Annotated in this window: 22 protein-coding genes and 1 pseudogene; 3 read left to right on the top strand and 20 right to left on the bottom strand. The window is 67.0% G+C overall.

Annotation, left to right across the window (positions count from 1 at the left end):
* Window positions 1-346 precede the first annotated feature (346 nt).
* The 18 genes from tyrS to infC all read right to left on the bottom strand — a co-directional run bounded on the left by tyrS (window position 347) and on the right by infC (window position 21,169).
* Window positions 347-1,705 carry a tyrosine--tRNA ligase gene (gene tyrS / locus ABLE92_RS24800; RefSeq protein ID WP_496560850.1) on the bottom strand — a complete coding sequence of 453 codons (1,359 nt, stop codon included), beginning with the start codon at window positions 1,703-1,705 and terminating at the stop codon, window positions 347-349.
* Complete coding sequence (locus ABLE92_RS24805) at window positions 1,702-1,914, bottom strand: Trm112 family protein (RefSeq protein WP_348807477.1); 213 nt, start codon at window positions 1,912-1,914, stop codon at window positions 1,702-1,704. The genes tyrS and ABLE92_RS24805 overlap by 4 nt, the downstream gene beginning before the upstream one ends.
* A 66-nt stretch (window positions 1,915-1,980) precedes the next feature.
* Window positions 1,981-4,998, bottom strand: a complete 3,018-nt coding sequence (locus tag ABLE92_RS24810; RefSeq protein WP_348807479.1) for an AMP-binding protein — start codon at window positions 4,996-4,998, stop codon at window positions 1,981-1,983.
* Between the two features lie 148 nt (window positions 4,999-5,146).
* On the bottom strand, window positions 5,147-6,589 hold the full coding sequence (gene argH / locus ABLE92_RS24815) for an argininosuccinate lyase (RefSeq protein WP_348807480.1): 1,443 nt from the start codon (window positions 6,587-6,589) through the stop codon (window positions 5,147-5,149).
* Window positions 6,582-7,784 carry an argininosuccinate synthase gene (locus tag ABLE92_RS24820; RefSeq protein WP_348807481.1) on the bottom strand — a complete coding sequence of 401 codons (1,203 nt, stop codon included), beginning with the start codon at window positions 7,782-7,784 and terminating at the stop codon, window positions 6,582-6,584. Before ABLE92_RS24820 ends, argH begins: the two co-directional genes overlap by 8 nt.
* A 110-nt stretch (window positions 7,785-7,894) precedes the next feature.
* Window positions 7,895-8,404, bottom strand: coding sequence for an arginine repressor (locus tag ABLE92_RS24825; RefSeq protein ID WP_348807483.1), 510 nt, complete (start codon window positions 8,402-8,404; stop codon window positions 7,895-7,897).
* Window positions 8,401-9,324, bottom strand: coding sequence for an ornithine carbamoyltransferase (gene argF, locus ABLE92_RS24830; protein WP_348807484.1), 924 nt, complete (start codon window positions 9,322-9,324; stop codon window positions 8,401-8,403). Before argF ends, ABLE92_RS24825 begins: the two co-directional genes overlap by 4 nt.
* A complete protein-coding gene (locus ABLE92_RS24835; protein WP_348807485.1) occupies window positions 9,321-10,517 on the bottom strand; it encodes an acetylornithine transaminase in 1,197 nt (398 codons plus the stop codon). Before ABLE92_RS24835 ends, argF begins: the two co-directional genes overlap by 4 nt.
* Window positions 10,514-11,473, bottom strand: a complete 960-nt coding sequence (argB, locus tag ABLE92_RS24840; protein WP_348807486.1) for an acetylglutamate kinase — start codon at window positions 11,471-11,473, stop codon at window positions 10,514-10,516. The genes ABLE92_RS24835 and argB overlap by 4 nt, the downstream gene beginning before the upstream one ends.
* A complete protein-coding gene (argJ, locus tag ABLE92_RS24845; protein WP_348807487.1) occupies window positions 11,470-12,711 on the bottom strand; it encodes a bifunctional glutamate N-acetyltransferase/amino-acid acetyltransferase ArgJ in 1,242 nt (413 codons plus the stop codon). The genes argB and argJ overlap by 4 nt, the downstream gene beginning before the upstream one ends.
* On the bottom strand, window positions 12,708-13,745 hold the full coding sequence (gene argC / locus ABLE92_RS24850; RefSeq protein ID WP_348807488.1) for an N-acetyl-gamma-glutamyl-phosphate reductase: 1,038 nt from the start codon (window positions 13,743-13,745) through the stop codon (window positions 12,708-12,710). The genes argJ and argC overlap by 4 nt, the downstream gene beginning before the upstream one ends.
* A 51-nt stretch (window positions 13,746-13,796) precedes the next feature.
* Window positions 13,797-16,274: a phenylalanine--tRNA ligase subunit beta gene (pheT, locus tag ABLE92_RS24855; protein ID WP_348807489.1), complete on the bottom strand. Its 2,478-nt coding sequence runs from the start codon at window positions 16,272-16,274 to the stop codon at window positions 13,797-13,799.
* Window positions 16,275-16,320: 46 nt separating this feature from the next.
* Window positions 16,321-17,403 carry a phenylalanine--tRNA ligase subunit alpha gene (pheS, locus tag ABLE92_RS24860; protein WP_348807490.1) on the bottom strand — a complete coding sequence of 361 codons (1,083 nt, stop codon included), beginning with the start codon at window positions 17,401-17,403 and terminating at the stop codon, window positions 16,321-16,323.
* A gap of 138 nt (window positions 17,404-17,541) precedes the next feature.
* Window positions 17,542-18,864: an acyltransferase family protein gene (locus tag ABLE92_RS24865; RefSeq protein ID WP_348807491.1), complete on the bottom strand. Its 1,323-nt coding sequence runs from the start codon at window positions 18,862-18,864 to the stop codon at window positions 17,542-17,544.
* An 85-nt stretch (window positions 18,865-18,949) separates the two neighbouring features.
* Window positions 18,950-19,753, bottom strand: a complete 804-nt coding sequence (locus ABLE92_RS24870; RefSeq protein WP_348807492.1) for a TrmH family RNA methyltransferase — start codon at window positions 19,751-19,753, stop codon at window positions 18,950-18,952.
* 52 nt (window positions 19,754-19,805) lie between these two features.
* Window positions 19,806-20,186, bottom strand: coding sequence for a 50S ribosomal protein L20 (rplT, locus tag ABLE92_RS24875; protein WP_238423314.1), 381 nt, complete (start codon window positions 20,184-20,186; stop codon window positions 19,806-19,808).
* A 39-nt stretch (window positions 20,187-20,225) separates the two neighbouring features.
* Window positions 20,226-20,420, bottom strand: coding sequence for a 50S ribosomal protein L35 (rpmI, locus tag ABLE92_RS24880; protein ID WP_012834577.1), 195 nt, complete (start codon window positions 20,418-20,420; stop codon window positions 20,226-20,228).
* Window positions 20,421-20,530: 110 nt separating this feature from the next.
* A complete protein-coding gene (infC, locus tag ABLE92_RS24885) occupies window positions 20,531-21,169 on the bottom strand; it encodes a translation initiation factor IF-3 (RefSeq protein ID WP_348807517.1) in 639 nt (212 codons plus the stop codon).
* A gap of 271 nt (window positions 21,170-21,440) precedes the next feature.
* Here infC and ABLE92_RS24890 point away from each other — a divergent pair, with 271 nt between their 5' ends.
* Both ABLE92_RS24890 and ABLE92_RS24895 read left to right on the top strand, forming a co-directional pair.
* Window positions 21,441-21,866 carry a DUF1844 domain-containing protein gene (locus ABLE92_RS24890; RefSeq protein WP_348807493.1) on the top strand — a complete coding sequence of 142 codons (426 nt, stop codon included), beginning with the start codon at window positions 21,441-21,443 and terminating at the stop codon, window positions 21,864-21,866.
* 243 nt (window positions 21,867-22,109) lie between these two features.
* Window positions 22,110-22,430 (top strand): PspA domain-containing protein, encoded by a 321-nt coding sequence (locus ABLE92_RS24895; RefSeq protein ID WP_348807494.1) that lies wholly within the window; start codon window positions 22,110-22,112, stop codon window positions 22,428-22,430.
* Window positions 22,431-22,568: 138 nt separating this feature from the next.
* Here ABLE92_RS24895 and ABLE92_RS24900 read toward each other — a convergent pair.
* Both ABLE92_RS24900 and uvrA read right to left on the bottom strand, forming a co-directional pair.
* A pseudogene (locus ABLE92_RS24900) lies at window positions 22,569-22,847 on the bottom strand (Uma2 family endonuclease); the annotation flags it as partial.
* Between the two features lie 241 nt (window positions 22,848-23,088).
* Window positions 23,089-25,968 carry an excinuclease ABC subunit UvrA gene (uvrA, locus tag ABLE92_RS24905; protein ID WP_348807495.1) on the bottom strand — a complete coding sequence of 960 codons (2,880 nt, stop codon included), beginning with the start codon at window positions 25,966-25,968 and terminating at the stop codon, window positions 23,089-23,091.
* 218 nt (window positions 25,969-26,186) lie between these two features.
* On the opposite strand from uvrA, the gene ABLE92_RS24910 reads away from it, so the two are divergent.
* Entirely contained in the window at window positions 26,187-26,873 is a 687-nt protein-coding gene (locus tag ABLE92_RS24910; protein WP_348807496.1) for an MBL fold metallo-hydrolase, read from the top strand.
* The last annotated feature ends 115 nt before the right edge of the window (window positions 26,874-26,988 follow it).

A 26,988-nucleotide genomic window follows, 5' to 3' on the forward strand; every position in this document is an offset into this window, starting at 1 on the left:
GTTTCATACCATTCAAAAAAATGGCATCAAACAATCCACCAACACACTATCGAGTTCTCAAAGAACACACACCCACCAACACCACCCACACAGGGCGAACTCCGATGAGCTTGTTCTGTTTCCCAGATCGTTGACCCTCGCTCGGGCAACTTTTCCAGGTTACCAGCCGTGTTCCGCGGGTGCAAGTTGCGCCCTCCGGCTTCCGACTACATCCCAGAGTACGACGCCCCTCCAGCGGAGGGAAGACACTCAGCAACCCCCGAATCCTTGTCGGCCCCGGGGGAGTTGCTCTCTGCGGTGCAACAAGAAAGTTACACAGACGCGAACAGCACGTCAAATCCCCTGGTCAGAGCGAGATTGTCGCACCGGCGAAGCTCTTCTTACCGCGCCGGATCACCAACCACCGGCCATGCAGCACGTCGCCGGCACCGGGGCGCCAATCGGCATCGGTGATCTTCGCGTTGTTCACGTACGCGCCACCCTCGCCGATGGCACGACGGGCAGCCTTGTTGCTGTCGGACAGACCGGTGTCCACCAGGAGCTCGACCATCGTCGGCGCCGAATCCGTGTACTCCGCGATCGTGGTCTCTCCGAGAGCGGCGGCAAGCGTTGCCTCGTCCAGTTCGTGGAGGTCGCCGCGTCCGAACAATGCCTGACTCGCAAGCTCAACGGCGGCGGTGTTGGCCGAACCATGGATGAGCGTGGTCATCTCGGCGGCAAGCCGCTTCTGCGCGAGGCGTAGATGCGGCGTGTCGACGGTCGCCTGCTCGAGCTCGGCGACCTCGTCCCGGGTGAGGAAGGTGAACCACCTGAGATACCGCACCACATCGGCATCCGCGGTATTCACGAAGTACTGGTACCAGGCGTAAGGGCTGGTCAGCTCCGGATCGAGCCACAGGCTGCCGCCACCGGTGGACTTCCCGAATTTCTTGCCGTCCGACGACGTCACCAACGGCACCGTCATGGCATGGACCGAATCACCGTCCACTCGGCGGACGAGGTCGACGCCACCGATGATGTTGCCCCACTGATCCGACCCGCCCACCTGCAGGAGGCAACCGTAACGGCGATGCAACTCGAGAAAGTCGTTGGACTGCAACAGGATGTAGCTGAACTCGGCGTAGCTGATGCCGTCGCTCTCCAGCCGCCGCTTCACGGTCTCGCGCGCGAGCATCACGTTGACCGAGAAGTGCTTGCCGAGGTCGCGGAGGAAGTCGATGACCGTCATCTCCCCGGTCCAGTCGAGATTGTTGACCAGCACGGCACTGTTGGCCGAATCGTCGATGGTGACGAAACGCCGCAGCTGGCCACCGATCCGGTCCGCCCATCCGCGCACGACGTCGGCGGAGTTCATCGTCCGCTCGCCGACGTCCCGTGGGTCGCCGATCATCCCGGTCGCGCCGCCGGCGAGGACCAGTGGACGGTGCCCGGCGAGCTGAAAACGCCGCAACGTCAGCAGCGGCACCAGATGCCCGGCATGCAGGCTCGACGCGGTCGGATCGAAGCCCGCATACAGCGTCACCGGTCCGGCCGACAAGGTCGACCGGAGTTCGTCGAGATCGGTGGACTGCGCGATGAGCCCGCGCCACTGCAGTTCGTCGATGATGTCGGTGGTCACCGCGGGCGTCTGCGACTTCTCAGCACTCACGACGTCGATCTTGTCACCCGTGCCGAGGCCGACCGCATCGGGCATCGACGATGTCACGACCCGGCGGTGAGTCGGTTGTGCTCGGCGTCGTCGACGGACCGTGCCTCATCGGCCAGCATGACCGGGATGCCATCCGCATCGATGTGATAGGCGACCCGTAGGCGAGGGTTGTAGAGATCGTCTCCCGCGTCGAGCAACGGTCCGTGATCCTGTGGGCAGACCAGCCGTTCCCGAACGATCGGGTTGATCGCCTCCGCACGCGACATCGTGTCTGATTCCTCTCGTCCTCTTCTCGGCGCCGCTGGGCAGGCGGCATGATCTGTCACCCTCAATCATGCCCCCGCGGTCGCCGACACCTCGTCAGCGGCACGATCATCGCCCCGGTGTTCCCAGGGAACCTTGGCGGCCGCCGACCTCGTGTATCTGCGGTACCGGCCATCATCGTCGCGATACCAGACCTTGGGTCCCGGCCGCGGAACCCCCGCGCGTCGAAGCTCGTTGCTCAGTGGGCGATACGAATCCGACACGGGAATGTCGTCCACGATGTGGATCAGGTGTGGCCTGCTCTCGGCGGGCAGTGCGCCGAACGCCACCCGCAACTGCGTCACGGTGAGCGAGTCGGCCCTGGCATCGTCTCGCAGGGTGATCGCTGCCACCGCGAGGCCGTTCTCCGACTCGCCGACACCGTAGGCCACCACCTGGTCGACGGCGTCCATCCGGGACAGCGCTTGTTCGATGGGCGGCAGGTAGACGACCCCGTCGGAGCTGCGCACCGCGGTGTCGGTCGATCCCATGAACCACATGTCGTCGTCGGCGTCGCGGTAGAACAGGTGACCGGACACCTCCCACCGGTCCCGCGATGCGAAGACGTCCCGCAACACCGTGGCCGACGTGTCCAGGCGGGAGGGCGTGCGCGCCAACAGAAGTCCCACCTCGCCGACCTCCGCGCGCCGGACGAAGCCGTTCCCGCCGACCGCCAGGCGACGATGGTCGAGATCGATCGCCGCGATCTGCACCGGGTTGGTCTCGGGGAGTGCGCGGCCCATCGATCCGATCTTGTCTCCGGACACATTGGCCAGGATCGCCGATCCGTCCGCCGTCGCGAAGAACTCGAGAACGCGGGCACGCGGGAAACTGGACAGCACGTCCTTCCAGAGACCGGTGGGCATGCCCGAACCCATGAGCAGGCGTATCGGGTTGTGTTCGTTGATGTGGAAGTCCGGTGATCGCACGATCTCGCGCATCATCGTCCAGGTGTAGGACACCACCGTGACGCCGTACCGGCGGACCTCGGTGCTGAACGTCTCCGCATCGATGCCGTTGGACAACGCGATGCGCGAGCGGCCGACGACGGTCGCGCCGAGGGTGGTCAGCAGGCCGGACGCATGGTGCAGCGGCGGTAGGCAGTAGACGGTGTCCCGGTCGGTCAATCCGGCCGCCGACGCCGCGCCGAACGCCGACATGGCGAATCGGTGGTTGGTGATCGGCCACACCGCCAGATTGCCCTGGGCGCGGGTGAACAGAATGAATGCGAGATCGCCGGCCAGTCCGGGATCGGGGCGGTACCAGGCGGGTACCGGCACCGATTCCGGATCGATCTGCTCCATGTCGATCACCTGTCGACCGTCGGCACCGTCGATGACTCGTGAGTCGCCGCTACCGCCACCGAGCACCAGGACACGCTCGGCATGGTCGGCGACGACGTCGACGTGGTGCGGATCGGCGATCACCACGATGCAGTCGGTCAGGCGCAGCATCTCGGGGATGTCACCGTCGGCCGACAACAGCACCGCCACCGCGCCCAGCCGCGACAGTGCCGCGACCACGACCAGGGCACTGGGGCGTGTGGCCATCAGGACGCCGACGTGTTGGCCCGGACGGATACCGCATGAGATGAGTCCGGCGACCACGTTGTCGATGCGGGTGTTGACCTGCGCGTGGGTCAGCACGCGGTTCTCGAAGAGGAACAGTTCCTTGTCGGCACCTCGTTTGGTGTTCTCCGACATCAACTTCCCGAGCGAGATCTGGGTGCCCGGCTGGATCTGCCCGAGACGGAACAGGCGTGGCACCGTCCGCACGGACTCCTGCGCCACCGCGAGCGACGAGCGCTGGAACGTCGTCGCCAATTCGACGATCTCGCGCGACAGACCTGCCCCGGCGTCGGCGACCGCACCGAGCCCGTGCGTGAGTCGCGACGCCAGGCTCACGCCGCTGCCATGACCTGGTTCGCCGAGCACCATCGGCTCGATGCGATCGGGTTGTTCACGCAGACCGGACTGCCATTCGATCCATTCCGCGGTGATCGGCCACGTCTGCGCCCCAGCCGTGCTACCGACGACGAGCCCGAAATGTCCTACCGGAACCCGGGATTCATAGACCTGCGAGTCCGGAGCGGCCCGCACGATGCCCCGGACCGCGGCCGGCTGCCCGATGTCGTCGGCTTCCCCGACGAATGCCAGAGTGGGACAGGTGATCTCAGACAGCGTGACCACCTCTCCGTTGATCACGAAGCCACCCGAGACCATCCGGTTGTGCACCACGAACTGGCGCAGCAGCTCCGCGATCGCCGGCCCGGACCACGCCACCCATCCATCGGACTCGAGGAATCGGCGCTGGTCCTCCCTGGGCAGCAACGCATCCCGGTCGTGCAGTTGGCGGAGGAAGTCGATGCGGCTTCGTGCCGTCTTGACCGGATCGAGCATCTGAAATCCCAGGCGCGCCAACCATCCCGGCACCCAGAGGTTGCCGACCACGCGATCGGCGAGGATCTCGGCTCCGGGGACCACCAGCCCGGCCGGCAGGCCCAACGGCAGGGCGGCCAGCACGTCGACCGGGCTCCCGAAGGTGATCAGACTGGCCAGGCCACGCGATCGCCGAAACGCGACCGTCTGGTAGGCGAACATCCCGCCCTGCGAGTAGCCGGCGAGGTGGACATCCTTACCGGTCGACTCGATGATCTGATCGATCGCGCGGCTGACGGCCACCACGTGGTCGGCGAGATTGCGCTCCATCCCGCCCTCTTCGGAGTCGGGCGAGCCGAAGTCGATGACCCAGGGGGTGATGCCGTGGCGATGCAGAATGGATACCGCACCATTGTGCTCGGTGACGTCATAAACGTTGGCGGACACCATCATCGGTGGAATCAACACCACGTTGGGGCCGCCGGTGTCGTCGTCGGGGAAGTACTTGCGGAGTCGGAACATCTTCTCGGTCTCCACGACCGCGAACGGTGCCGGCAGCGTGCCCGTCTCCAGTCCGCCCAACCGCAGGACCTCGAGTCCGTTCTGCGCTGTCGCGACCACCCTTCCGACCATCGCGCCGACATCCGGCAGTCCGCCGATACCGACCATCTCCTCGACCTCCCCTCATCCGGAGGTACCCGCACGTGCGTCTGGTGTGTCGTGTCCCCGATCACGCCACACCCGGGCACCATCACGGACACCGCCCACCAGTGTGGGCCCTCACTCTACTCAACCGCGTGTGGACAAACGCGGATTATCACTGCAGTATGCGCCCCGCCCAGTCGGCGCGCTGCCGGGCCACCACGTCACGCAGCACCCCCAACTGGCGACGGACCTGGCCGGGCGCCGTGCCGCCGTGCGCGTCGCGCGATTCGATGGAGCCCCGCACCGACAACACGTCGCGGACCTCAGGCGTCAACGCCGGATCGATGGCGGCGAACGTCGCGTCGTCGAGTCCATCGAGGCCCACTCCCCGACTCTCCGCCTCTCGCACGCACGCCCCGGCCAGCTCGTGGGTGACACGGAACGGCACGCCTTGTCGCACCAGCCACTCGGCGATGTCGGTGGCCAGGGTGAACCCGGCGGGCGCGAGCTCGGCCATGCGGTCTTCGTGGAACTCGAGGGTGGCGACGAGCCCGGTGATGGCGGGTAACAGGAGTTCGAGCTGCGCGACCGCGTCGAAGACCGGTTCCTTGTCCTCCTGGAGGTCACGGTTGTAGGCCAGCGGCTGCGCCTTGAGTGTGGCCATCAGTCCGGCCAGGTCCCCGATGAGGCGCCCGGCCTTGCCGCGGGCGAGTTCGGCGACGTCCGGGTTCTTCTTCTGCGGCATGATCGAGCTACCGGTCGACCACGCATCGGCCAGCGTGACATACCCGAATTCCGGTGTGCTCCAGAGGATCACCTCTTCGGACAAGCGGGAGAGGTCGACGGCGATCATCGCGAAGACGAAGGCCGCCTCGGCGGCGAAGTCACGTGAGGAGGTCGCATCGATCGAGTTCTCGGCTGGGGCGTCGAATCCCAACTCGGTGGCGATGGCACCCGGATCCAATCCCAGCGACGACCCGGCCAATGCGCCGGAACCGTACGGGGACACCGCAGTTCGACGATCGGCGTCGGCAAGTCGGTCGACGTCGCGGATCAGCGGCTGGGCATGGGCCAGCAGATGGTGGGCCAGCAACACCGGCTGCGCGGCCTGCAGGTGTGTCTTACCGGGCATCACCGCATCCGGATGCGCGATCGCCTGTCCCATCAGTGCTTCCACCACATCGAGCACGCCGGTTGCCACGCGCGTCATGGCGTCGCGGACCCACATCCGAAACAGCGTCGCCACCTGATCATTTCGCGACCGTCCGGCCCGCAACCGACCGCCGAGCTCGGCCCCCACGCGTTCGATCAGTCCGCGTTCCAGTGCTCCATGCACATCCTCGTCGGTGGGCGCCGGACCGAAGGAACCGTCGGCGACGTCGGCGGCCAGACGATCGAGGCCGTCGAGCATCGCGGCCAGATCGTCGTCGCCGAGCAGTCCGGCAGTGTTCAGCACCCGGGCGTGCGCCTTGGATGCCCGGATGTCGAACGGCGCCAGCACCCAGTCGAAGTGGGTGGACTTGCTCAGTGCCGCCATCGCCGCGGCCGGGCCGTCGGCGAAGCGACCGCCCCAGAGCGACCCCTCGTTGGTGCCGCCGGTTCCGGTGTCACTCACCGATCAGGTCCCGTCGGGCCGCGATCTTGGACGACAGTCCGTGCAGTTCGACGAACCCGCGGGCGTTGGACTGGTCGAAGCTGTCACCCTCGTCGTAGGTGGCGAGGTTGAAGTCGTAGAGCGATTCGGGGCTACGACGTCCGTTGACGGCGATGTGACCACCGTGCAGGGTGAGCCGGATGTCGCCGGTGACATGCTCCTGGGTGGAGTCGACGAAGGCGTCGAGGGAGCGCTTCAGCGGCGAGAACCACAAACCGTCGTAGACGAGTTCGGCCCACTTCTGATCGGTCCGCCGCTTGTAGCGGCCGAGTTCGCGTTCGAGGGTGACGTGCTCGAGCTCCTCGTGCGCGGTGATGAGCACCATCGCGCCGGGTGCCTCGTAGACCTCACGGCTCTTGATGCCGACGAGCCGGTCCTCGACGACGTCGAGGCGCCCCACACCCTGGGCGCCGGCGCGGCGATTGAGTTCCTCGATGGCCTCGAGCACGCTCACCGGGCGGCCGTCGATGGCGATCGGGCGTCCCTTGTCGAAGGAGATGATCACCTCGTCGGGCGACTGCCAGTTGATGGTCGGGTCGTCGGTGTAGGAGTAGACGTCCTTGGTCGGCGCATTCCAGAGGTCCTCGAGGAATCCGGTCTCGACCGCGCGGCCCCACACGTTCTGGTCGATCGAGAACGGGGACTTCTTGGTCACGTTGATCGGGATCGCGTTCTCCTCGGCGAAGGCGATCGCCTTCTCACGGGTCCACGCGTAGTCGCGGACCGGCGCGATGACCTCGAGTTCGGGTGCCAGCGAGGCGAATCCGACCTCGAAGCGCACCTGGTCGTTGCCCTTGCCGGTGCAGCCGTGGGCGACGACGGTGCCGCCGTGGTCACGCGCGGCGGTCACCAGGTGCTTGGCGATCAGCGGCCGCGACAGGGCCGAGACCAGCGGGTACCGGTCCATGTAGAGGGCGTTGGAGGTGATCGCGGGCAGGCAGTAGTCGTCGGCGAACTCGTTTCGGGCGTCGACGAGCACCGCCTCGACGGCGCCACAATCGATGGCACGCTGGCGCACGACCTCCATGTCCTCGCCGCCCTGCCCGAGATCGAGCGCGACGGCGACGACCTCCTTGCCGGTCTCCTTGGCGATCCAGCTGATGGCGACCGAGGTATCCAGTCCGCCTGAGTATGCGAGTACGACGCGATCGGCCATGGTGATGTGAGCTCCTGTTTCGTGGGTGCGCGTCCGTCGTCGGACGCGATGTATGTGGTCTTGGGGTGCGGAGGTGGGGTCTGGTGATTCTCGGGAGTGGGGTCAGCCGATCACACGAGACCCTCGATTCGTCGGGCGAGTTCGGCGCCGTCGATGGGGTCGCGGGCGCAGACGAAGATCGTGTCGTCGCCGGCGATCGTGCCGACGACGTCGGGCAGGCTGGCGCGGTCGATCGCGCTGGCGAGGTAGTGCGCGGCGCCCGGCGGGGTCCGCAGCACCGCCAGGTTGCCGCTGCTGTCGGTCGACACCAGCAGCTCCGAGAGGAGCCGCGCGAGACGGTCGGTGCCGCCGAACACCCCGCGCAACGGGGACCCGTCCTCGGGCACCACATACACGCCGACGCCACCGTCGGCCGCGCGGAGCTTGACCGCGCCGAGCTCGTCGAGATCACGAGAAATCGTCGCCTGCGTGGCGTCGATGCCCTGCGCCGAGAGCAGCTGCTGCAGTTCGGACTGACTGCGCACCTGGTTCTTCGCGAGGATCTCGACGATCAGCGCGTGCCGGCCCGCCCGGGTGGACGCCAGCCGGGTCACCGGGTGGTGCTCGCTGGAGGCCGTCATGATCGCTCCAACAGCCAGATGAGCAGTGCCTTCTGGGCGTGCAGCCGGTTCTCCGCCTCGTCGAGGACGACGCTGGCCGGGCCGTCGATGACCTCGTCGGTGATCTCGTCGCCGCGGTGCGCGGGCAGGCAGTGCAGCACGATCGCCTCGGGGTCGGCGACGGCGAGGAGTTCGGAGTTGATCTGATACGGCAGGAAGGGCGCCTTGCGGTCCTTGCCGTCGTCCTCCTGCCCCATCGAGACCCAGGTGTCGGTGACGAGCACGTCGGCTCCGGTCGACGCCCGCTGCGGATCACCGACCACGGTGATCGAGCCGCCGGTGACGTTGGCGCGCTTCTCGGTGTCGGCGATCACCTGCGGGTCGGGTTCGAAGCCGAGCGGCGAACTGATCGTGACGTGCATTCCGGCGGTGACGCCGCCCAGTGCCAGCGAGTGCGCCATATTGTTGGCGCCGTCACCGAGGTAGGTCATCTTCAGCCCGGCGGTGCGGCCCTTGCGCTCGATGATGGTCTGCAGGTCGGCCAGCACCTGGCAGGGGTGGAAGGTGTCCGACAGTGCGTTGATCACCGGGACGGTCGCGGTCGCGGCCATCTCCTCGAGACGTTCGTGTCCGAAGGTCCGCCACACGACGGCCTCGACGAACCGGGACAACACCCGACCGGTGTCCGCGAGGGACTCGTCTCGACCGAGTTGGGTGGTCCGGCCGTCGACGACGACGGCGTGCCCGCCGAGTTGCGCGACGCCCATCTCGAAGGAGAACCGGGTGCGGGTGGAGTTCTTGTCGAAGATGACGCCGACCCCGCGCGGCCCTTCCAGCGGCCGGAAGGCGTACGGGTTGGCCTTCACCTCGGCGGCGATCGCCAGGATCTGCGCCTGCTCGTCGGGTGTCACATCGTCGTCACGCAGGAAGTGCCGGGTCACGGCTTCTCCTTCCGGTCGGCGGCGGCCGCCGCGATGTCCAGGAAACCGGGCAGGGCGGCGACGAAATCGGCGCCCTGTTCCTCGGTGAGGATCAGTGGCGGTGCCAGGCGGAGCACCTCGGGTGCCGGCGCGTTGATGAGGTATCCGCCGTCCCGCGCCGCCGCCTCGGTGCCGGCGGCCAGCGGCGCGTTGAGCACGATCCCGAGGAGCAGTCCCGCGCCCCGGACGTGGGAGATCTGCGGATGGCCGAGATCCTCGATGCCGGTGGCGATCGATTTCCCCACGGCCGCAACGTGATCGACGAGACCTTGCTTCTCGATCTCTCCGAGGACCGCGAGCGCGGCGGCGGCCGAGACGGGATTGCCTCCGAATGTGGTGCCGTGCTGGCCGGGGGTGAACAGCTCCGCTGCCGGACCGGTGGCCAGGCACGCACCGATCGGCAATCCACCGCCGAGCCCCTTGGCCAAGGTCATCACGTCCGGCACCACGCCCGCCTGCTGGTGCGCGAAAAAGGTTCCGGTGCGGGCGATCCCGGTCTGCACCTCGTCGAGGATCAGCAAGGCCCCGTGTTCCGCGGTGATCCGGCGGGCGTGCGCGAGGTAATCGGTGGGGGGAACCACCACGCCCGCCTCCCCCAGGATCGGCTCGAGAATGACCGCCGCGGTCTGTTCGCCGACGGCCGACTCGAGTGCCGCGACGTCGCCGTAGGGCACGAAATCGACCCCGGGGGGCATCGGCTCGAACGGCTCCCGTTTGGCGGGTTGCCCGGTCATCGCCAGGGCGCCCATGGTCCGGCCGTGAAATGCCTTCTCGGCGGCGATGATCTGTGGACGGCCGGTGCGGCGCGCGAGCTTGAACGCGGCCTCGTTGGCCTCGGTGCCCGAGTTGCAGAAGAACACCCGGCCCGGATGCCCGAACCGGTCGAGCAGGGCTTCGGCGAGTTCGACGACCCGCTCGTTCACGTAGAGGTTGGAGACATGCCCGAGCGTCTGCAACTGCGTCGACACCGCGTCGACGATGGCCGGGTGGGCGTGGCCGAGTGCGTTGACCGCGATACCGCCCAGCAGGTCGAGGTAGCGCCGGCCGTCGGCGTCCCACACATAGGCGCCCTCACCGCGTTCGAGTGTGATCGGCGGGGTGCCGTAATTGTTCATCAACGCCGAGGACCAGCGCTGCTGCCATGGGGTGGTCATGAGTGCTCGGCCTTCGTTCCGGGTTGGGTGAGAGTTGCTGCGGGAGAATCGGAGTCGACGCCACCGGGCACGACGGTGGTGCCCGCGGAGCTCGATGTGAGCAGTTCCGCGAGGACCGCGTGGGGTACCCGCCCGTCGATGACGTGGGCGCGGCTCACCCCACCGGTGACCGCGCGCAGGCAGGCCTCCATCTTGGGAACCATGCCCGAATCCAGGCGCGGCAGGAGTTGGGTCAGGGCGTCGGTGCCGATCTGCGAGACCAGCGACGAACGGTCCGGCCAGTCGGTGTAGAGACCCTCGACGTCGGTGAGCATCACCAGTCGCGACGCGCCGAGAGCCTCGGCGAGGGCGCCGGCGGCGGTGTCGGCGTTGATGTTGTGGACCACGCCGTCGCGGTCGGGTGCGATCGTGGAGACGACGGGAATCCGGCCGGCCGCAACGAGATCGAGTACCGCCGAGGTGTTCACCGAGGTGATGTCACCGACCAGACCGATGTCGGTGGCCACACCCTCGACGAGGACGGTGCGGCGGGTCGCGGTGAACAGGTGCGCGTCCTCACCGGTCAACCCCACCGCATACGGACCGTGCGCGTTGATCAGGCCGACCAGTTCACGCCCGACCTGACCGAAGAGCACCATCCGCGCGACATCCATCACCTCGGGTGTGGTGACGCGGAAGCCGCCCCGGAATTCGCCGGACAACCCGAGCTTGGACAGCATCGCCGAGATCTGTGGTCCCCCACCGTGAACGACCACCGGATGCATACCGCACGCGCGGAGGAACACCATGTCGGCGGCGAAGGCGCGTTTGAGATCCTGGTCGACCATCGCGTTGCCGCCGTACTTCACGACGACGGTCGCGCCGGCCAGCGCCTGCAGCGCCGGCAGCGCCTCTGCCAATACGGTCGCCTTGTCGATGGCCGGCAATGCGGAGTGATCGATCCCGTTGTCGCTCATGAGGAGTACGCCGAGTTCTCTTCGACGTAGGCGTGCGAGAGATCGGTGGTGCGGATCGTCGCACTCGCCTCCCCGAGGCCCAACTCGATCCGGACGATGACGTCGACAGCCGACAGGTCCACGTCGCGGGCACCCTCGGCACCGGTTCCGTCGACACACACCGCATGTCCGTTGAACGACACCGAGATACGGTCCGGCTCGATCGGGACCGGCGCGATGCCGACGGCCGCCAGCACCCGGCCCCAGTTGGGATCGGAACCGAACAGTGCGGTCTTCACCAGCGAATCCCGGGCGACGACACGGGCAATGGTGATCGCGTCGTCCTCGGTGCGCGCCCCGGCGACGGTGATCAGGATCCGCTTGGTGACACCCTCGGCGTCGGCCATGAGTTGTGCCGCGAGATCATCGCAGACGGCCAGGACGGCGGCGTCGAGGTCGTCCTGCTCGACCGGAATCTGGCTGGCACCCGAACTGAGCAGTAGCACAGTGTCATTCGTCGAGGTCGAACCGTCGATGTCGAGCCGGTCGAACGTTGCCGCGGTGGCGCGCCGCAGTGCGGTGTCGAGTTGTTCGGCGGTGGCGCGGGCATCGGTGGTGAGCACGCACAGCATCGTCGCCAGCGACGGCGCCATCATGCCGGCACCCTTGGCCATCCCACCGACGTTCCACCCCTGCGGATGATGCAGCGCAGCCTGTTTGGGCACCGTGTCGGTGGTCATGATGGCGTAGGCGGCATCGGTTCCGCCGGAGAGCCCACCACCCATCTCGTGGACGATCTCGGTGACGCCGGCGAGGACCTTGTCCATGGGCAGGCGATCACCGATGAGGCCGGTCGAGCAGACCGCGACCTCGACCGCACCGGTGTCGGTACCCCAGTTGCTCAGGGCGTCGGCGACGGCCTCGGCCGTGGCATGGGTGTCCTGGAATCCACCCGGACCCGTACATGCGTTCGCGCCACCGGAATTGAGGATCACCGCGCGCAGACGTCCGGTGGTCAGCACCTGCTGCGACCACAACACCGGCGCGGCCTTCACCTGATTGCGGGTGAACACTCCCGCGGCGGAGTAGTCGGGGCCCTCGTTGAACACGAGCGCGAGATCGGCCTTGCCCGACGCCTTGATCCCGGCTGCGATACCGGCGGCACGGAAGCCGAGCGGCGCGGTGACGCCCTGTTCACGCAGCAACCGCGGGCCTTCGATCGGTGCTCCCCCGACGATCCGGTCGTCCGATGTGGTCACGGTGCCACCCCCACGGTGCTCAGCCCTTCTGCCTCGTCCCAGCCCAGTGCCAGGTTCATCGATTGCACGGCGGCGCCGCCGGTGCCCTTGGTCAGGTTGTCCACCGCGCCCACGGCGACGAGCGTGCCCGCCCGTTCGTCGACCGTCACTGCCAGTTGAACCGCATTGGAGCCGATCACCGAGCCGGTCGTCGGTAACGATCCGGCGGGCAGGACGTGGATGAAATGCTCGTCGGCGTAAGCCTTGTCGTACGCGGCACGGACCTCGTCGGCGCTCGCGCCCGTGCGGGCGGTGCAGGTGGCGAGGATGCCGCGGGACATCGGTACGAGGACGGGGGTGAAGGACACGCTGACCGGGATGTCGGCGGCCGCCGACAAGGCCTGCGCGATCTCCGGGGTGTGCCGATGGACTCCGCCGACGCCGTAGGCCCGGGCCGACCCGATGACCTCGGAGGCCAGCAGGTCGACCTTCGGCGCACGGCCGGCGCCCGAGGTTCCGCTCACCGCGACGACGGTCACGGCCGGTTCGATCAGTCCCGCGGCCACGGCGGGCAGCAACGACAGGATCGAGATCGTCGGATAGCAGCCGGGCACCGCGATACGACTCGCGTCCCGCAGCACCTCCCGGTTGCCCGGGAGCTCCGGCAGACCGTACGGCCAGGTGCCGGCGTGATCACCGCCGTAGTACGTCGTCCAGTCGGCCGGGTCACGCAACCGGAAATCGGCACCACAGTCGATGACCAGGGTGGTCGGCGGCAATGCGTCGGCGATGGCCGCGGAGGTGCCGTGCGGCAACCCGAGAAATACCACGTCGTGTCCGGCGAGGATCTCCGGCGTGGTCTCCTCGAGCACCCGATCGGCAAGCGGAAGCAGGTGCGGATGCTGGGATCCGAGCGTGCTGCCCGCGTTGCCGCCGGCGGTCAACGCGCCGATCTCGAGGTCCCCGGACCGCAGTCGGGGATGTCCGCACAGCAGGCGCAGGATCTCCCCGCCCGCGTAGCCGCTCGCACCGGCGACCGCCACCTTGATCGTCATGCAATCATTATGCATGACGCTGCAAATCAATTCACCGGGGGTCGGTGGTGGTCAGCGCAGACGCGCGCCCACCTCGCTGCCGGCGTTCTCCACCGCGGCGAGTTTGGCTGCGTTGGCCTCGTCTTCGGTGAGCGTACGGTCCTGCGCACGGAATCGCAGGGCGAAGGTCAGCGACTTGTGACCCTCGCCGACCTGGCTGCCGGTGAAGACATCGAAGAGTTCGATGGACTCGAGCAGATCTCCGGCACCGGACCGGAGCGCCTCGGCGACCACCCCGGCCGGAACATCGGCGGCCACGACGACCGCGACGTCCTGCAGTACCGCCGGGAACACACTGACGCGAGGTGCCGGAAGTACCACGCCCAGCGGGAGGGCATCGACGTCGACCTCGACCGCACAGGTCCGCTTGGGCAGTCCGGAGCGTTCGAGTACGGCCGGATGGAGTTCACCGGCGAAGCCGACGGTCACGCCGTCAACGGTGAGCCGAGCGCAGCGGCCCGGATGCCATGGGCGCTCATCGGCTGCGGACAGGTCGACGGTCACGCCCGCGGCACGGCCGACGGCACGGGCGGCCTCGAACGCGTCAAGGTAGTCGGCCGGACGACCCGGACCCCATGGTCCGGCCGGATCACGCTGACCCACCAGCACTGCGGCGACGTGCAGCGGCTGAAGCGGCAGGGAGGCGTCGAGTGCGGCGATCTCCTCCTCGGTCGGGCGTCGCGTCACATCGAGCGCGCCGACCGGGGCGACATGGTCACCGGCGATTACGACCTGACCCACGGTGAACAATGCCAGATCCCGCTGCCCGCGGGCGATGTTGCGTCCGGCCATCTCCAGCAACCCCGGCAACAAGGTGGTATTCAGCTCGGGCCGGTCTGCCTCGAGCGGATTGAGCACCTTCACCGTCTTGCGACGCTCGTCGTCGGCGGGCAGATCCCACACATCGAACACACCGGCCGGCATGAACGGGTAAGGCAACACCTCGACGTAGCCGTCGAGGGCCAGGGTGCGACCGATACTGCGACGACGCTGCTGTTGCGGCGTCAGGCCGGTCCCGGCAGCCGGCGCGCGCGGCGGGATGGCCGGGATGTCCTCCAGACCCTGGAGACGCAGCACCTCCTCCACGAGATCCGCGCGTTGACGCAGGTCCGGTCGCCAGGAGGGCGGCGTCACCGAGAGCCGATCGGTGCCGGTGACGACGCAACCGACCTCGGTCAGCCGGGCCTCGGTGGTGCCCACCGGATACGGGATGCCCGCGGTGCGGTCGGGTTCGTCGGCGGCGATGTCGATCGGCGCGGGCGCGGGGATGTCCACGCGGGCCTCCGACAACGGTCCGGCAACCCGACCGCCGGCGAGGTCGACGATGAGCGATGCACCGCGGTCGGACGCGACGACGGTGACCTCCGGATCGACCGACCGCTCGAAGCGCTTGGTGGCCTCCGAGGTCAGCTTGTGGCGTTTGCCGGTACGGAACACCCGAACCGGATCGAAGGTGGCCGATTCCAGTAGCACCCGGGTGGTCTCGGGACCCACCTCGGTGGCCTCTCCACCCATGAGTCCGGCCAGCGCGATGGGACCACTGTCGTCGGCGATGACGACATCCTCCGGATCGAGCTCACGCACGACGCCGTCGAGGGTGGTCAGCTTCTCCCCCGCGACAGCGTTGCGGACGGTGATCGTGCCGGTGAGTTTGTCGGCGTCGAACGCGTGCAGCGGTTGTCCGAGTTCGAGCATCACGTAGTTGGTGACGTCGACGATTGCCGAGATCGGTCGCACACCGGCGACCATGAGTCGTTTCTGTACCCACCACGGTGACACCGAGCGGGCGTCCACGCCGGTGAGCAGGCGCGCGGTGTAGCGGGTGGCCTGCGACGCCGCATCGATCGCCACCGGCCAGGGCTCGTCGTCGCCGGCCGCGAGCGGCTCGCCGGGGAGTCCGACGTCGACGAACGGCACCGAGAAGGCGCCGGCGAGTTCGCGACCGAGTCCACGGATGGAGAAGGCGTAGCCGCGGTCGGGGGTGACGTTGACGTCGATGGCGGCGTCGTCGAGGCCGAGGACCTCACGCGCGTCGGCACCGGGCTCGGCGGTGCCGGGGGCGAGGACGAGGATGCCCGCATGGTCGGTGCCGATACCCATCTCGGAAACCGAACAGATCATCCCGTCGGAGGTGTGTCCGTAGGTCTTGCGCGCGGTGATCTCGAACGGACCCGGCAGCACGGTTCCGGGCAATGCCGCGACGATCAGGTCACCTTCGGCGAAATTCCGTGCACCACAGATGATCCCGCGTGGCTCGGCCTCACCGACCTCGACCATGCAGTAGCGGATGGGTTTCTTGAACTCGGTCAGTTCAGTGATCGTCTGTACCCGGCCGATCACCAGCGGTCCGGTGATCTCCGGGAACGGATCGATGTCCTCGATCTCGAATCCGACGCGGACGAAGCCTGCGTCGATCTGCTCGGTGGTCGCCGACCAGGTCGGGTCGCCGGCGCGAAGCACCTCGGTGTACCAGGACTGTGGGGCACGCACGTCAGTCAGCTGCTTTCATCGATCGTTGGGCGGTGGGAGAAGCGGCTCAGGCCGCAGGGCCGAACGGGAGGGAGAAACGGATGTCCCCCTCGACCATGTCCCGCATGTCGGAGATGTCGTTACGGAACTGCAGGGTGCGTTCGAGGCCCATGCCGAACGCGAAGCCGGAGTAGACGTCAGGGTCGATTCCGCTGGCGCGCAACACATTCGGATTCACCATGCCGCAGCCACCCCATTCGACCCAGCCGGGCCCGCCCTTCTTGCCGGGGAACCACACGTCGACCTCGGCCGACGGCTCGGTGAACGGGAAGTAGCTCGCGCGCATGCGGGTGGTGGTTTCGGGGCCGAACAGGGCCCGCGCGAACACCTCCAGGGTGCCGCGCAGATTGGCGAGGGTGAGGCCTTTGTCGACGGCGAGCCCCTCGATCTGGTGGAACACCGGCGTGTGGGTGGCGTCGAGTTCGTCGGTACGGAAGGTGCGTCCCGGGCACGCCACGTAGATCGGCACCTCGCGGTTGAGCATCGAGCGCACCTGGACCGGCGAGGTGTGGGTGCGCAGCACCTGACGGGATCCCTCGGGTGCGATGTAGAAGGTGTCCTGCATCGACCGGGCCGGATGATCCGGAAGGAAGTTGAGGGCGTCGAAATTGTAATGCTCGGTCTCGACCTCCGGGCCTTCGGCGATCTCCCACCCCATACCGACAAACACGTCGGCCACCTGCTCGGCGATCACCGTGATCGGGTGGCGGGCACCGGCGGGGCGACGCCGCGACGGCAGGGTGACATCCACCGACTCGGCGACGAGGACCGCGGTGTCACGCTCGGCCTCCAGGACGACGATCCGGGCGTCGAGTGCGGAGCTCACGCGACCGCGCACCTCGTTGACGAGCTTGCCCGCGGCCGATCGCTGATCCTTGGGGAGGCTGCCCAGCGCGCGCCGGGCGAGTGCAATCGCCGACCGATCTCCGAGATGAGCGGTCTTGGCCGCCGCGATCGCATCGAGGTCCGCGGCCGCATCAAACGCAGCGATCGCTGATGCGGCCGCGTCATCGAGCTCGTGCTGCTCGGGAAAACGGAGATCGGTGGTCGGTTGCTCGGACTTTCCCTGCTCTTTGCCGGAAGGTGCCACGGCTGGCGGACTCCTCGTATCGCGTGTCGGACAGACTCCTCGATCGCTTGCGTACGGGCGAAACACACCGTCAGCGGCTGCGATGATTCCCTTCGAGGGTAGTCGACCCGCCGATCGGGACGACCTGCAGGGATCCGCTCAGGAGATCGGCGCGAACTCGCGAGGGGAACGCAGGATCGCGAGCGAGCGCGCACCGATTGCCGCCGCCACCGCCACCGCGATCCAGTACCACCCGATGAGAATGCCGTCGTGGGCGAGCAGCAATAGTGACGCGGCGACGACCACGAGGCACAGCAGCATCGCGAGATCACGACCGGCCGACGCCGAGCGTTCCAGGGTGGCATCCCACCACGGCAGCCGCCGGTTCTCCAGCGGGCTGAGCACGGCGGTCACCACGATCATGAGAGTCACCAACACCACGGTCTCGGCGATGATCGTCGGCACGAACGTCGGGCTCGACGGATCACGCTCCAGACCCAACGCGATCCCCCCGGCGATGATCGCGGCCAGCACCGGAAGGTGCCACAGGTACAGCGTCATCGCTCCCCGATTGCCCATGGCGACCCACCACCACAGTCGCGGACGCATGGTCAACCGCGCCAACGGTCCGCGAAGAGCGGTGACCAGGGCACCCAGAGTGACCGCATGACCGGCGAGCAGCAGCGTCGGCGGGCTCATATTAGACAGATGCTGCCCCGGCACCGTCACCATCGACAGTTCATAGGGTCCGACGGCGACGAGGACGATGTCGGCGAGGAACGCGATCGCCGCGACCACGACGGCCCAGCGACTCGTCACCAGTCGCTTGGCGTAGGTGACGCCGAAGATGGCCGGCAACATCCACACGATCAGAAAGTTCAGGTACCCCAGCCACGCGGGACCGACGGTGAGCCGCACGGCGTCGACCGTCCCGATCGCGGCCAGACAGCAGGCGACCGCCACGATCAGATGCCGAGTGGTCGTGATCTGTTGCAGCAGTGGCACCACCGCGAGCACGAGCAGGTAGGCACCGAGGAACCACAGGAGTTGGACCGACAATCCCGCCGTCACCCCGGCGGCGGCGTCGAGCCCGGCCAGTTGCAGGATCGCGACCGTCGAGCCCGCGAACGCCAGGTACCAGACAAGCGGGCGCAGCAGCCGTTGCGCACGTCCGAGAAGCCACTGCCCCGGCGTCGTACCGGATCGCCACCCGTACGTCGCGGCCGCAGCACCGGCGAAAAAGAACAGCGGCATTATCTGCAGCACCCAGGTGAGTGCTTGCAGGACCGGCACCGCAGCGAGGGTGTTGCCCAGCGAGATCCGGCCGGCGTCGGTGACGACGGTCAGCATCAAGGAGTGTCCGACGATCACCACGACGAGGGAGACGATCCGGACCAGATCGACGACGCGGTCACGGCCGGCCGAGAGTCGGTCGAGGTCACTCGCGTCGGGCATCTGCCGGGAGATGTTCGTACTGTTCACCCGGTCGATTCTCGGCACACCGTAGCCGCACGGCATGAGTGATTACACGCATTTCAGCGCAGTTGCCGCGCGCCCGCGATGGGCGTCAGGACGGGTGACGCGCCTGGATCCGTGCACCCTCGTAGAGGCAGATCGACGCGGCCGCAGCAAGATTCAGACTCTCCGCGCGGCCCCGGATTGGGATGAAGACCCGTTGGTCGGCGAGCGTCGCGACGTCGTCGGGCAGGCCGTGCGCCTCGTTGCCGAACAGCCAGGCCACCGCACCACGCAGCACCTCGGCTGCGTCGTCGAGGGCGAGTTCACCGTCGGCGGCCGTCGCGAGCAAGACAATCCCCTTGTCCTGCAATGCTTTCAGTGTCCCGGCGATGTCTCGATGCCGCACGACGGGTAGGTGGAAGACGCTTCCGGCGCTGGCGCGAACGCACTTGCCGTTATGTGGGTCGACGGCGTCGCCGAGCAGGAGCACGGCGTCGGCACCCATGGCATCAGCAGTGCGGATCAACGTCCCAGCGTTGCCCGGCTCACGGGGTTCGACGGCGACCGCGAGCAGTCGGGGCGCGCCGGCGAGCACGTCGTCGAGATCGGCGTCGAGGAGCCTGGACACGGCGAAGATGCCCGGCGGCGTGGTGGTCTCCGACAGCTTCTGTGCGGCGCGTTCGGTCAACCCGGCGGTCGGGATTCCGGCGCCGCGAGCGCGAATCAGGATGTCGGAGAATCGGTCCTCGTCGGAATCGCGCACCAGGATCTGATCTGCTCGATCGGTGTCGAGCGCAGCGACAACCGCATTGGCACCCTCCACGAGGAATCGCTGCTCGGCGCGACGCACCGCGGAACGATGCAACTTGGCATACGACACGACCCGCGAGGATCGTTCGGACAGGATCTCCATCAGAGTCGTCCGTCGATCTCTCGCGGGTCGGTGTCGGTTGCGCGGTGGCTGATCAGGCAGCCGGCGCGTTGACGTCGGCGGGCAGCGCCTTGCGAGCAACTTCGACGAGACCGGTGAAGGCCTCCGGGTCGGTCACGGCGATGTCGGCGAGCACCTTGCGGTCCACCTCGACACCAGCTGCCTTGAGGCCCTGGATGAAGCGGTTGTAGGTGATGTCGTTGGCGCGGGCCGCGGCGTTGATGCGCGCGATCCACAGCTTGCGGAACTCACCCTTGCGGGCGCGACGGTCCCGGTAGGCGTAGGTCAGCGAGTGGAGCTGCTGCTCCTTGGCCTTGCGGTACAGGCGCGAACGCTGTCCGCGGTAACCCTTGGATGCCTCCAGGGTTGAACGACGCTTCTTCTGGGCGTTGACGGCCCTTTTTACGCGTGCCATTGGTCAATCCTCTTCTTCGGTAGTGGTCTGGGCGCAGCGTCAGCGGTTCAGCAGGCGCTTGATGCGCGGCGCATCGTTCTCGCTCACGACGGTGGTGCCGTCGAGGCGACGCGTACGACGCGAGGACTTGTGCTCCAGCAGGTGGCGACGGTTGGCCTTCTGGCGCACGATCTTGCCGCTGCCGGTCACCTTGAAACGCTTCGCGGTGCCCTTGTGGGTCTTGCTCTTTGGCATGTCTTTCCTTCATTCGAGCGAGCGGGAGCCACCCGCGTCGGCGGGTGTGCTCACGTTCGCAGTGGTCTGGCCGTCGCCGGCCTGCGGACGCGGCCGGCGATCGGTATCGACTAGCTCGCGGCGTCGGGTGCGGCGGCGTCCTTGGCTTCCCGGGCGGGACGCTGGGACTGCTGCTGCGCCTTGACGCGGGTCTTCGCACCCTTGTGGGGGGCGAGGACCATCGTCATGTTCCGTCCGTCCTGCTTGGCCGAGGTCTCGATGAACCCGTAGTCGGCGACGTCGTTGCCGAGTCGCTGCAGGAGCCGGAATCCGAGTTCGGGGCGTGACTGCTCACGACCGCGGAACATGATGGTGACCTTCACCTTGGACCCGTCCTTCAAGAACCGGATGACGTGACCCTTCTTGGTCTCGTAATCGTGGTCGTCGATCTTCGGGCGGAGCTTCTGCTCCTTGATGACGGTCATCTGCTGATTGCGACGCGCCTCGCGCTGTTTCTGAGCGGCTTCGTACTTGAACTTGCCGTAGTCCATGATCTTGCACACCGGCGGACGGGCGTCGGGTGCGACCTCGACCAGATCCAGATCAGCCTCGTAGGCCAGGCGGAGCGCATCTTCAACACGCACGATGCCCACCTGCTCCGAATTCGGTCCGACGAGTCGGACCTCCGGGACGCGGATGCGCTCGTTGATGCGGGTCTCAGTGCTGATGGGGCCTCCTTGATAATTCCGAATAGGTCGGCCGCCGCGGATATGTCGGGCGCAGGAGGAATTCGCCTCAGCAAAAAAGCCCCGCTCGCGATCCTTGAGGATCTTCGGCAGGGCTCCATCACCGACCGGTCCACCGATGACAGCAGCATCGGACGGTTTCATCCACGCTCACGCGCGGTGAAACCGCTGGACCGGACCGTACAACTGCGTCGTGCAGAATCGCTTCTGCGGGATCGCGTCGTAGCGGTGGGAGCCGAACTCCACTTGCTACCCCGGCGGACCGGGGCGGTCGTGCTATGGAAGTCTAACAGTCATGACCGGGAATACCTATTCGCCCTCCGACGACGCCGCTGGTAGCGGGGCTGACGACGGGAACCCAGGTGACGGCCGGACCGCAGAGAACACTTCCAATGCCGTCGACGACAACGTCCGCGACCTGGCCGATATTCCGGCGATCGAGGTGATCACCAAGGCCGCATTCATGCTGATGAGCGCGGCCGCGGAGAAGTTGGGCGCCGGTGACGCCGACGTCGACCTCGACGAGGCGCGTCGCCTGATCACCGCGCTCGCCGGGCTCGTCGACGCGGCGAAGCCGGACCTCGGCATCCATGCCGCACCGGTCCGGGAAGCCCTCAAGCAACTGCAGCTCGCCTTTCGCGATGCGAGCGCCTACCCGGATGAGCCGGGTGAGGGCCCCGGTGAGAAGTACACCGGCCCGGTGCGTGATCGGCGGCGGTAGCTCTCACCGGTGTGAGCGGACCGGCAATTCGGCCACGGCATATGCGCCGGGTGCGACGCCGGCGGCGGCAAGTTCGGTTCCGAGTTCCGAGATGATCGCCGAACAACCCGGCGGTACGGATGTAGCCCTCGCCCGTCGGGCGCGCCAGTCTGACATTGGGGTCGATGACGCTGCAATCGTGCGAGTTGCACTTCCCTCGTGACATCTGCGCCGCCGCCCGACGTGGGAACCTACGCTGGTCGCATGACCGCACCCGAGGACCCCACTCCGACCGAGCCCACATCTCCGGTCGATGACGTGATCGACGCGGAGATCGTGAGTCCGCCGGCCGCTCCGTCGACTCCGCCGCTCCCCGATCCGGACTACTCCGAAGCCGGCGTTCCATCGTTCGACTTCGTGCGCGACAAGATCGAGAATCGCATCGCCACGGCGATCGGTTCACAGGAGTTGGCCGAGTCCACGCCTGAGGGTCAGCAGGTCGACGAGATGATGCGCGAGCGCGATGAGGCGGCCAAGAAACGCCTGGAGGAGATCCGCAGGTCGATGGGGAGCTCCGGCACCTGAACCCCCGTTGGGTGGGCCGCTCAGGCGAACTGACCGAGGGAGTCGCGCGGGAATCACCTGCACTGGGTACGGCCTGGTTGCGTCGAACAGCTGATCGCCGACCACCGTTGCCGACTCGTGGTAGCGGTCCTCACGGAGTTCGTACACCGTCAGCGCCACCCGTTCGGGGTCGATGACCCAGTAACTGGGGACTCTGAGCCGTTCGTACGCCGCCTTCTTCGTGTTGAGGTGGTGTAGCGCGGTGCTCGGTGATGCCACCTCGACCACGAGAACCGGGGCCGCGGGCAGGTCTCGATCGGTGAACTCCTCGACCCGGCCCACCAGAACGTCGGACCGCAACTCGACACTGTCGCCGGCGCGAACCGCGAACGGTGCCGTCATGACGGCCAATCTGCGCGGGCATATGGCATCGAGCACGCCGGCGAGTTTGACGACGATCTGCTGGTGCCGAATCCCGGTGCGGGGGTCACGATCAAGACCCCGTCAATGATTTCGTACCGGTGACCGTCATCGGGCATCCTCTCCAGATCGCGCACCGTCAACAGACGCGAACCGGGAATGGGGAAACCGTCACGAGTGGTCGTCGCGCTGTCCATGGTGCACATCCTCGGCCGCACCGGTCGGAGAACCACACGCCTCCGGCAACCTCGTGCGCCTGTCAGCCCGCGGAGGCGACCCGTTCGTCGTCGAGGATCTCGGCTAGGAACTTGCCGGTATGGCTCTCCGGGGTGTCCGCTATGTCCTCGGGCGTTCCCTCGGCGACCACCGTGCCACCACCGACGCCCCCTTCGGGACCCATGTCGATGACCCAGTCCGCGGTCTTGATGACGTCGAGGTTGTGCTCGATGACGATGACCGTGTTGCCCTTGTCGACAAGTCCGTTGATCACATCGAGAAGTTTCTTGATGTCCTCGAAATGCAGACCGGTCGTCGGCTCGTCAAGGATGTACACCGTCCGGCCAGAGGATCGTTTCTGCAGTTCGGCCGACAGTTTGACGCGCTGCGCCTCACCGCCGGACAACGTCGGCGCAGGCTGCCCGAGCCGGACATAACCGAGTCCGACGTCGACGAGTGTCCTGAGGTAGCGGTGAATCGAGGTGACGGGTTCGAAGAACTCGCAGGCCTCCTCGATTGGCATGTCGAGGACCTCGGAGATCGTCTTGCCCTTGTAGTGCACCTCGAGGGTTTCTCGGTTGTAGCGGGCACCGTGGCACACCTCGCACGGCACGTACACGTCCGGCAGGAAGTTCATCTCGATCTTGATGGTGCCCTCACCGGTGCACGCCTCACACCGACCGCCCTTGACGTTGAACGAGAATCGGCCGGGCTGGTAACCACGCACCTTGGCCTCGGTCGTGGCGGCGAACAGCGTGCGGATCTTGTCGAACACCCCGGTGTAGGTGGCCGGATTGGAACGCGGTGTCCGTCCGATCGGCGACTGGTCGACCTGGACCAGCTTGTCCAGATTCCCGAGCCCGTTCACCCGCGTGTGACGGCCCGGAACCTGACGTGCGCCGTTGAGCTTGTTGGCCAGCACCGTGGCGAGGATGTCGTTGACCAGCGTCGACTTGCCCGAGCCGGACACCCCGGTGACCGCGGTCAGCACACCGAGCGGGAATGACACGTCGATGCCGCGGAGGTTGTGCTCACGCGCACCGACAACGGTGAGCTGCCGATTCTTGGTGATCGGCCGTCGAATGGCCGGCACCGGCAGGGTGTCCCGCCCGGCCAGGTAGTTACCGGTCAGCGACTTGCGGTTCTTGAGCAGGTCCTTGTAACTGCCGGAGTGCACCACCTGACCGCCATGTTCACCGGCCCGTGGGCCGATGTCGACAATCCAGTCGGCCGAGCGGATCGTGTCCTCGTCGTGCTCGACGACGATGAGGGTGTTCCCCAGATCGCGCAGCCGGGTCAGGGTGTCGATGAGTCGGCGGTTGTCGCGCTGATGCAGACCGATCGACGGTTCGTCGAGCACGTAGAGGACGCCGGCAAGGCCGGAGCCGATCTGCGTGGCCAGCCGGATGCGTTGTGCCTCACCGCCCGACAGCGAGCCCGCGGCCCGGGCCAGCGACAGGTAGTCAAGTCCGACGTCGAGCAGGAAACGGATGCGGGCCTGCACCTCCTTCAGCACCCGGCCGGCGATCGCCTTCTGGCGTTCATCGAGGGCCAGACCGTCGAGGTACACCGCGCAGTCGGCCACCGACAGCGCGCACACCTGGGCGATCGACATCTCACCCGCGGTCGGGTGGTCGAGAGTCACCGAGAGGATCTCCGGGCGCAGTCGGGCTCCCTCGCAGACCGGACAGGGCACGTCCCGCATGTACCCCTCATAGCGTTCCTTCATCTGCTCGGACTCGGTCTGGTCCATCCGGCGGTTGAGGAAGGCCATCACGCCTTCGAACTCGGTGTAGTACGAGCGCGTCCGGCCGTAGCGGTTACGGAACTTCACGTGCACCTGATGGTCGCTGCCGTTGAGCAGCGCGTTGCGCGCCTTCGCGGGCAACTTCTTCCACGGCGTGTCCATGTCGAAGTTCATCTGATCGGCAAGACCACTGATCAGACGCACGAAGTAGTCGGCGTTGTGACCCGACGACCACGGGGCGATCGCACCGTCGGTCAGCGACAGGTCCGGATCGGGGACGACGAGATCCTCGTCGATCTCCTTGCGAATGCCGAGGCCATCGCATTCCGGGCAGGCGCCATAGGGCGAGTTGAAGGAGAACGACCGCGGCTCGAGGTCGTCGATGGCGATCGGGTGCCCGTTGGGGCACGCCATCCGCTCGGAGAACCGCCGTTCACGATGCGGGTCGTCCTCTTCCAGATCGACGAAGTCGAGCACGATGATCCCGTCGGCGAGCCGCAATGCGGTCTCCACCGAGTCCGTCAGTCGCTGCTTGGCACTCGGCTTGACCGCCAGGCGGTCGACGACCACCTCGATGTCGTGCTTCTCCTGCTTCTTCAGCTTCGGCGGATCGGACAGTTGATGCACCACGCCGTCCACACGCGCACGGGAGAAGCCCTGCGTTTGCAGTTCGGCGAACAGATCGACGAATTCCCCCTTGCGGGTGCGGACGACCGGCGCGAGCACCTGGAATCGGGTGCCCTCCGACATCTCGAGGACCTGATCGACGATCTGCTGCGGCGTCTGCTTGGCGATCTCGGCACCACACACCGGGCAGTGCGCCTTCCCTGCGCGCGCGTAGAGCAGACGCAGATAGTCGTACACCTCGGTGATGGTGCCGACCGTCGAGCGTGGGTTGCGGTTGGTGGACTTCTGATCGATCGACACCGCGGGTGAGAGTCCCTCGATGAAGTCGACGTCGGGCTTGTCCATCTGGCCCAGGAACTGGCGGGCGTAGGCCGAGAGCGACTCGACGTACCGACGCTGTCCCTCGGCGAAGATCGTGTCGAACGCGAGGGACGACTTCCCCGACCCGGACAGACCGGTGAAAACGATCAGACTGTCACGCGGGAGGTCCACGTCGACTCCGCGCAAATTGTGCTCACGCGCTCCGCGGACGATCAGGCGATCAACCACTACATTCCTATCTACGAACTCGGCTGTCGGGGCTTGCGGCACCCCGCGCGGATCACCGTAGCGAGGGCCACCGACAATCCGGTGAGAAACAAGCTTCTGCGGCGCCGAACCCATCAGCGCACCGGCATCCCACGATACGCGGCATCGTCGACCTGCTCCGATGTCGATCCCTGCGACGCCGCCGGATCACGCAGCCGTCGGGGCTACGCTTGGTTTTCATGTCCTCAGCCGAGATCACCATCACCGACAACTACACCGGCGACCTGTCCGAATCGGGTCCACAGCGACGAACCCTGTCCAACGCCACGATCGTCAAGGTGTCGGTCGGTCCGATGGACAACAACGCCTACATCGTCACCTCAACCGCCACCGGCGACCAGCTCATCATCGACGCCGCCAACGACGCCGACACCATCCTGGCGGTCCTCGCCCAGTTGGGTGGTACGCCGAAGCTCATCGTCACCACCCATCGACACTTCGACCACTGGCAGGCACTCGAACAGGTCGCCGCCGCCACCGGTGCACCGACCGCGGCCGGACGCTTCGATGCCGACGAGTTACCCATCACCCCCGATCTCCTCGTCGACGACGGCGACGTTCTCACGGTCGGCGACCTCACCTTCACCGCAATCCATCTGGTGGGTCATACCCCGGGCTCTATCGCGTTGGCACTCACCGATCCCGCCGATGGTGTCGTCCATCTCTTCACCGGCGACTCACTCTTTCCCGGTGGCGTCGGAAAAACTTGGGAGCCAGGTGATTTCGATCGCCTCATCGACGATGTCTCGACGAAGATCTTCGATCGTTTCCCCGACTCCACCGTGGTCTATCCGGGGCACGGCAAGGACACCACCCTGGGTACCGAACGCCCCGCGCTGCCGGAGTGGCGCGAGCGCGGCTGGTGAGACCCGGTTCCCCCAACAGGGGTGGAGCATCGGCACGGCACTCGCCCCCGGGCTCGAGCCGGCCCGGCCACCCGCGCGGACGGAACCGCTGACATGCTCGGCCGTCGGCGGCGCG

The sequence above is a fragment of the Gordonia oleivorans genome (assembly GCF_040044975.1).
In the GTDB taxonomy this organism is placed as follows: Bacteria; Actinomycetota; Actinomycetes; order Mycobacteriales; family Mycobacteriaceae; genus Gordonia; species Gordonia oleivorans.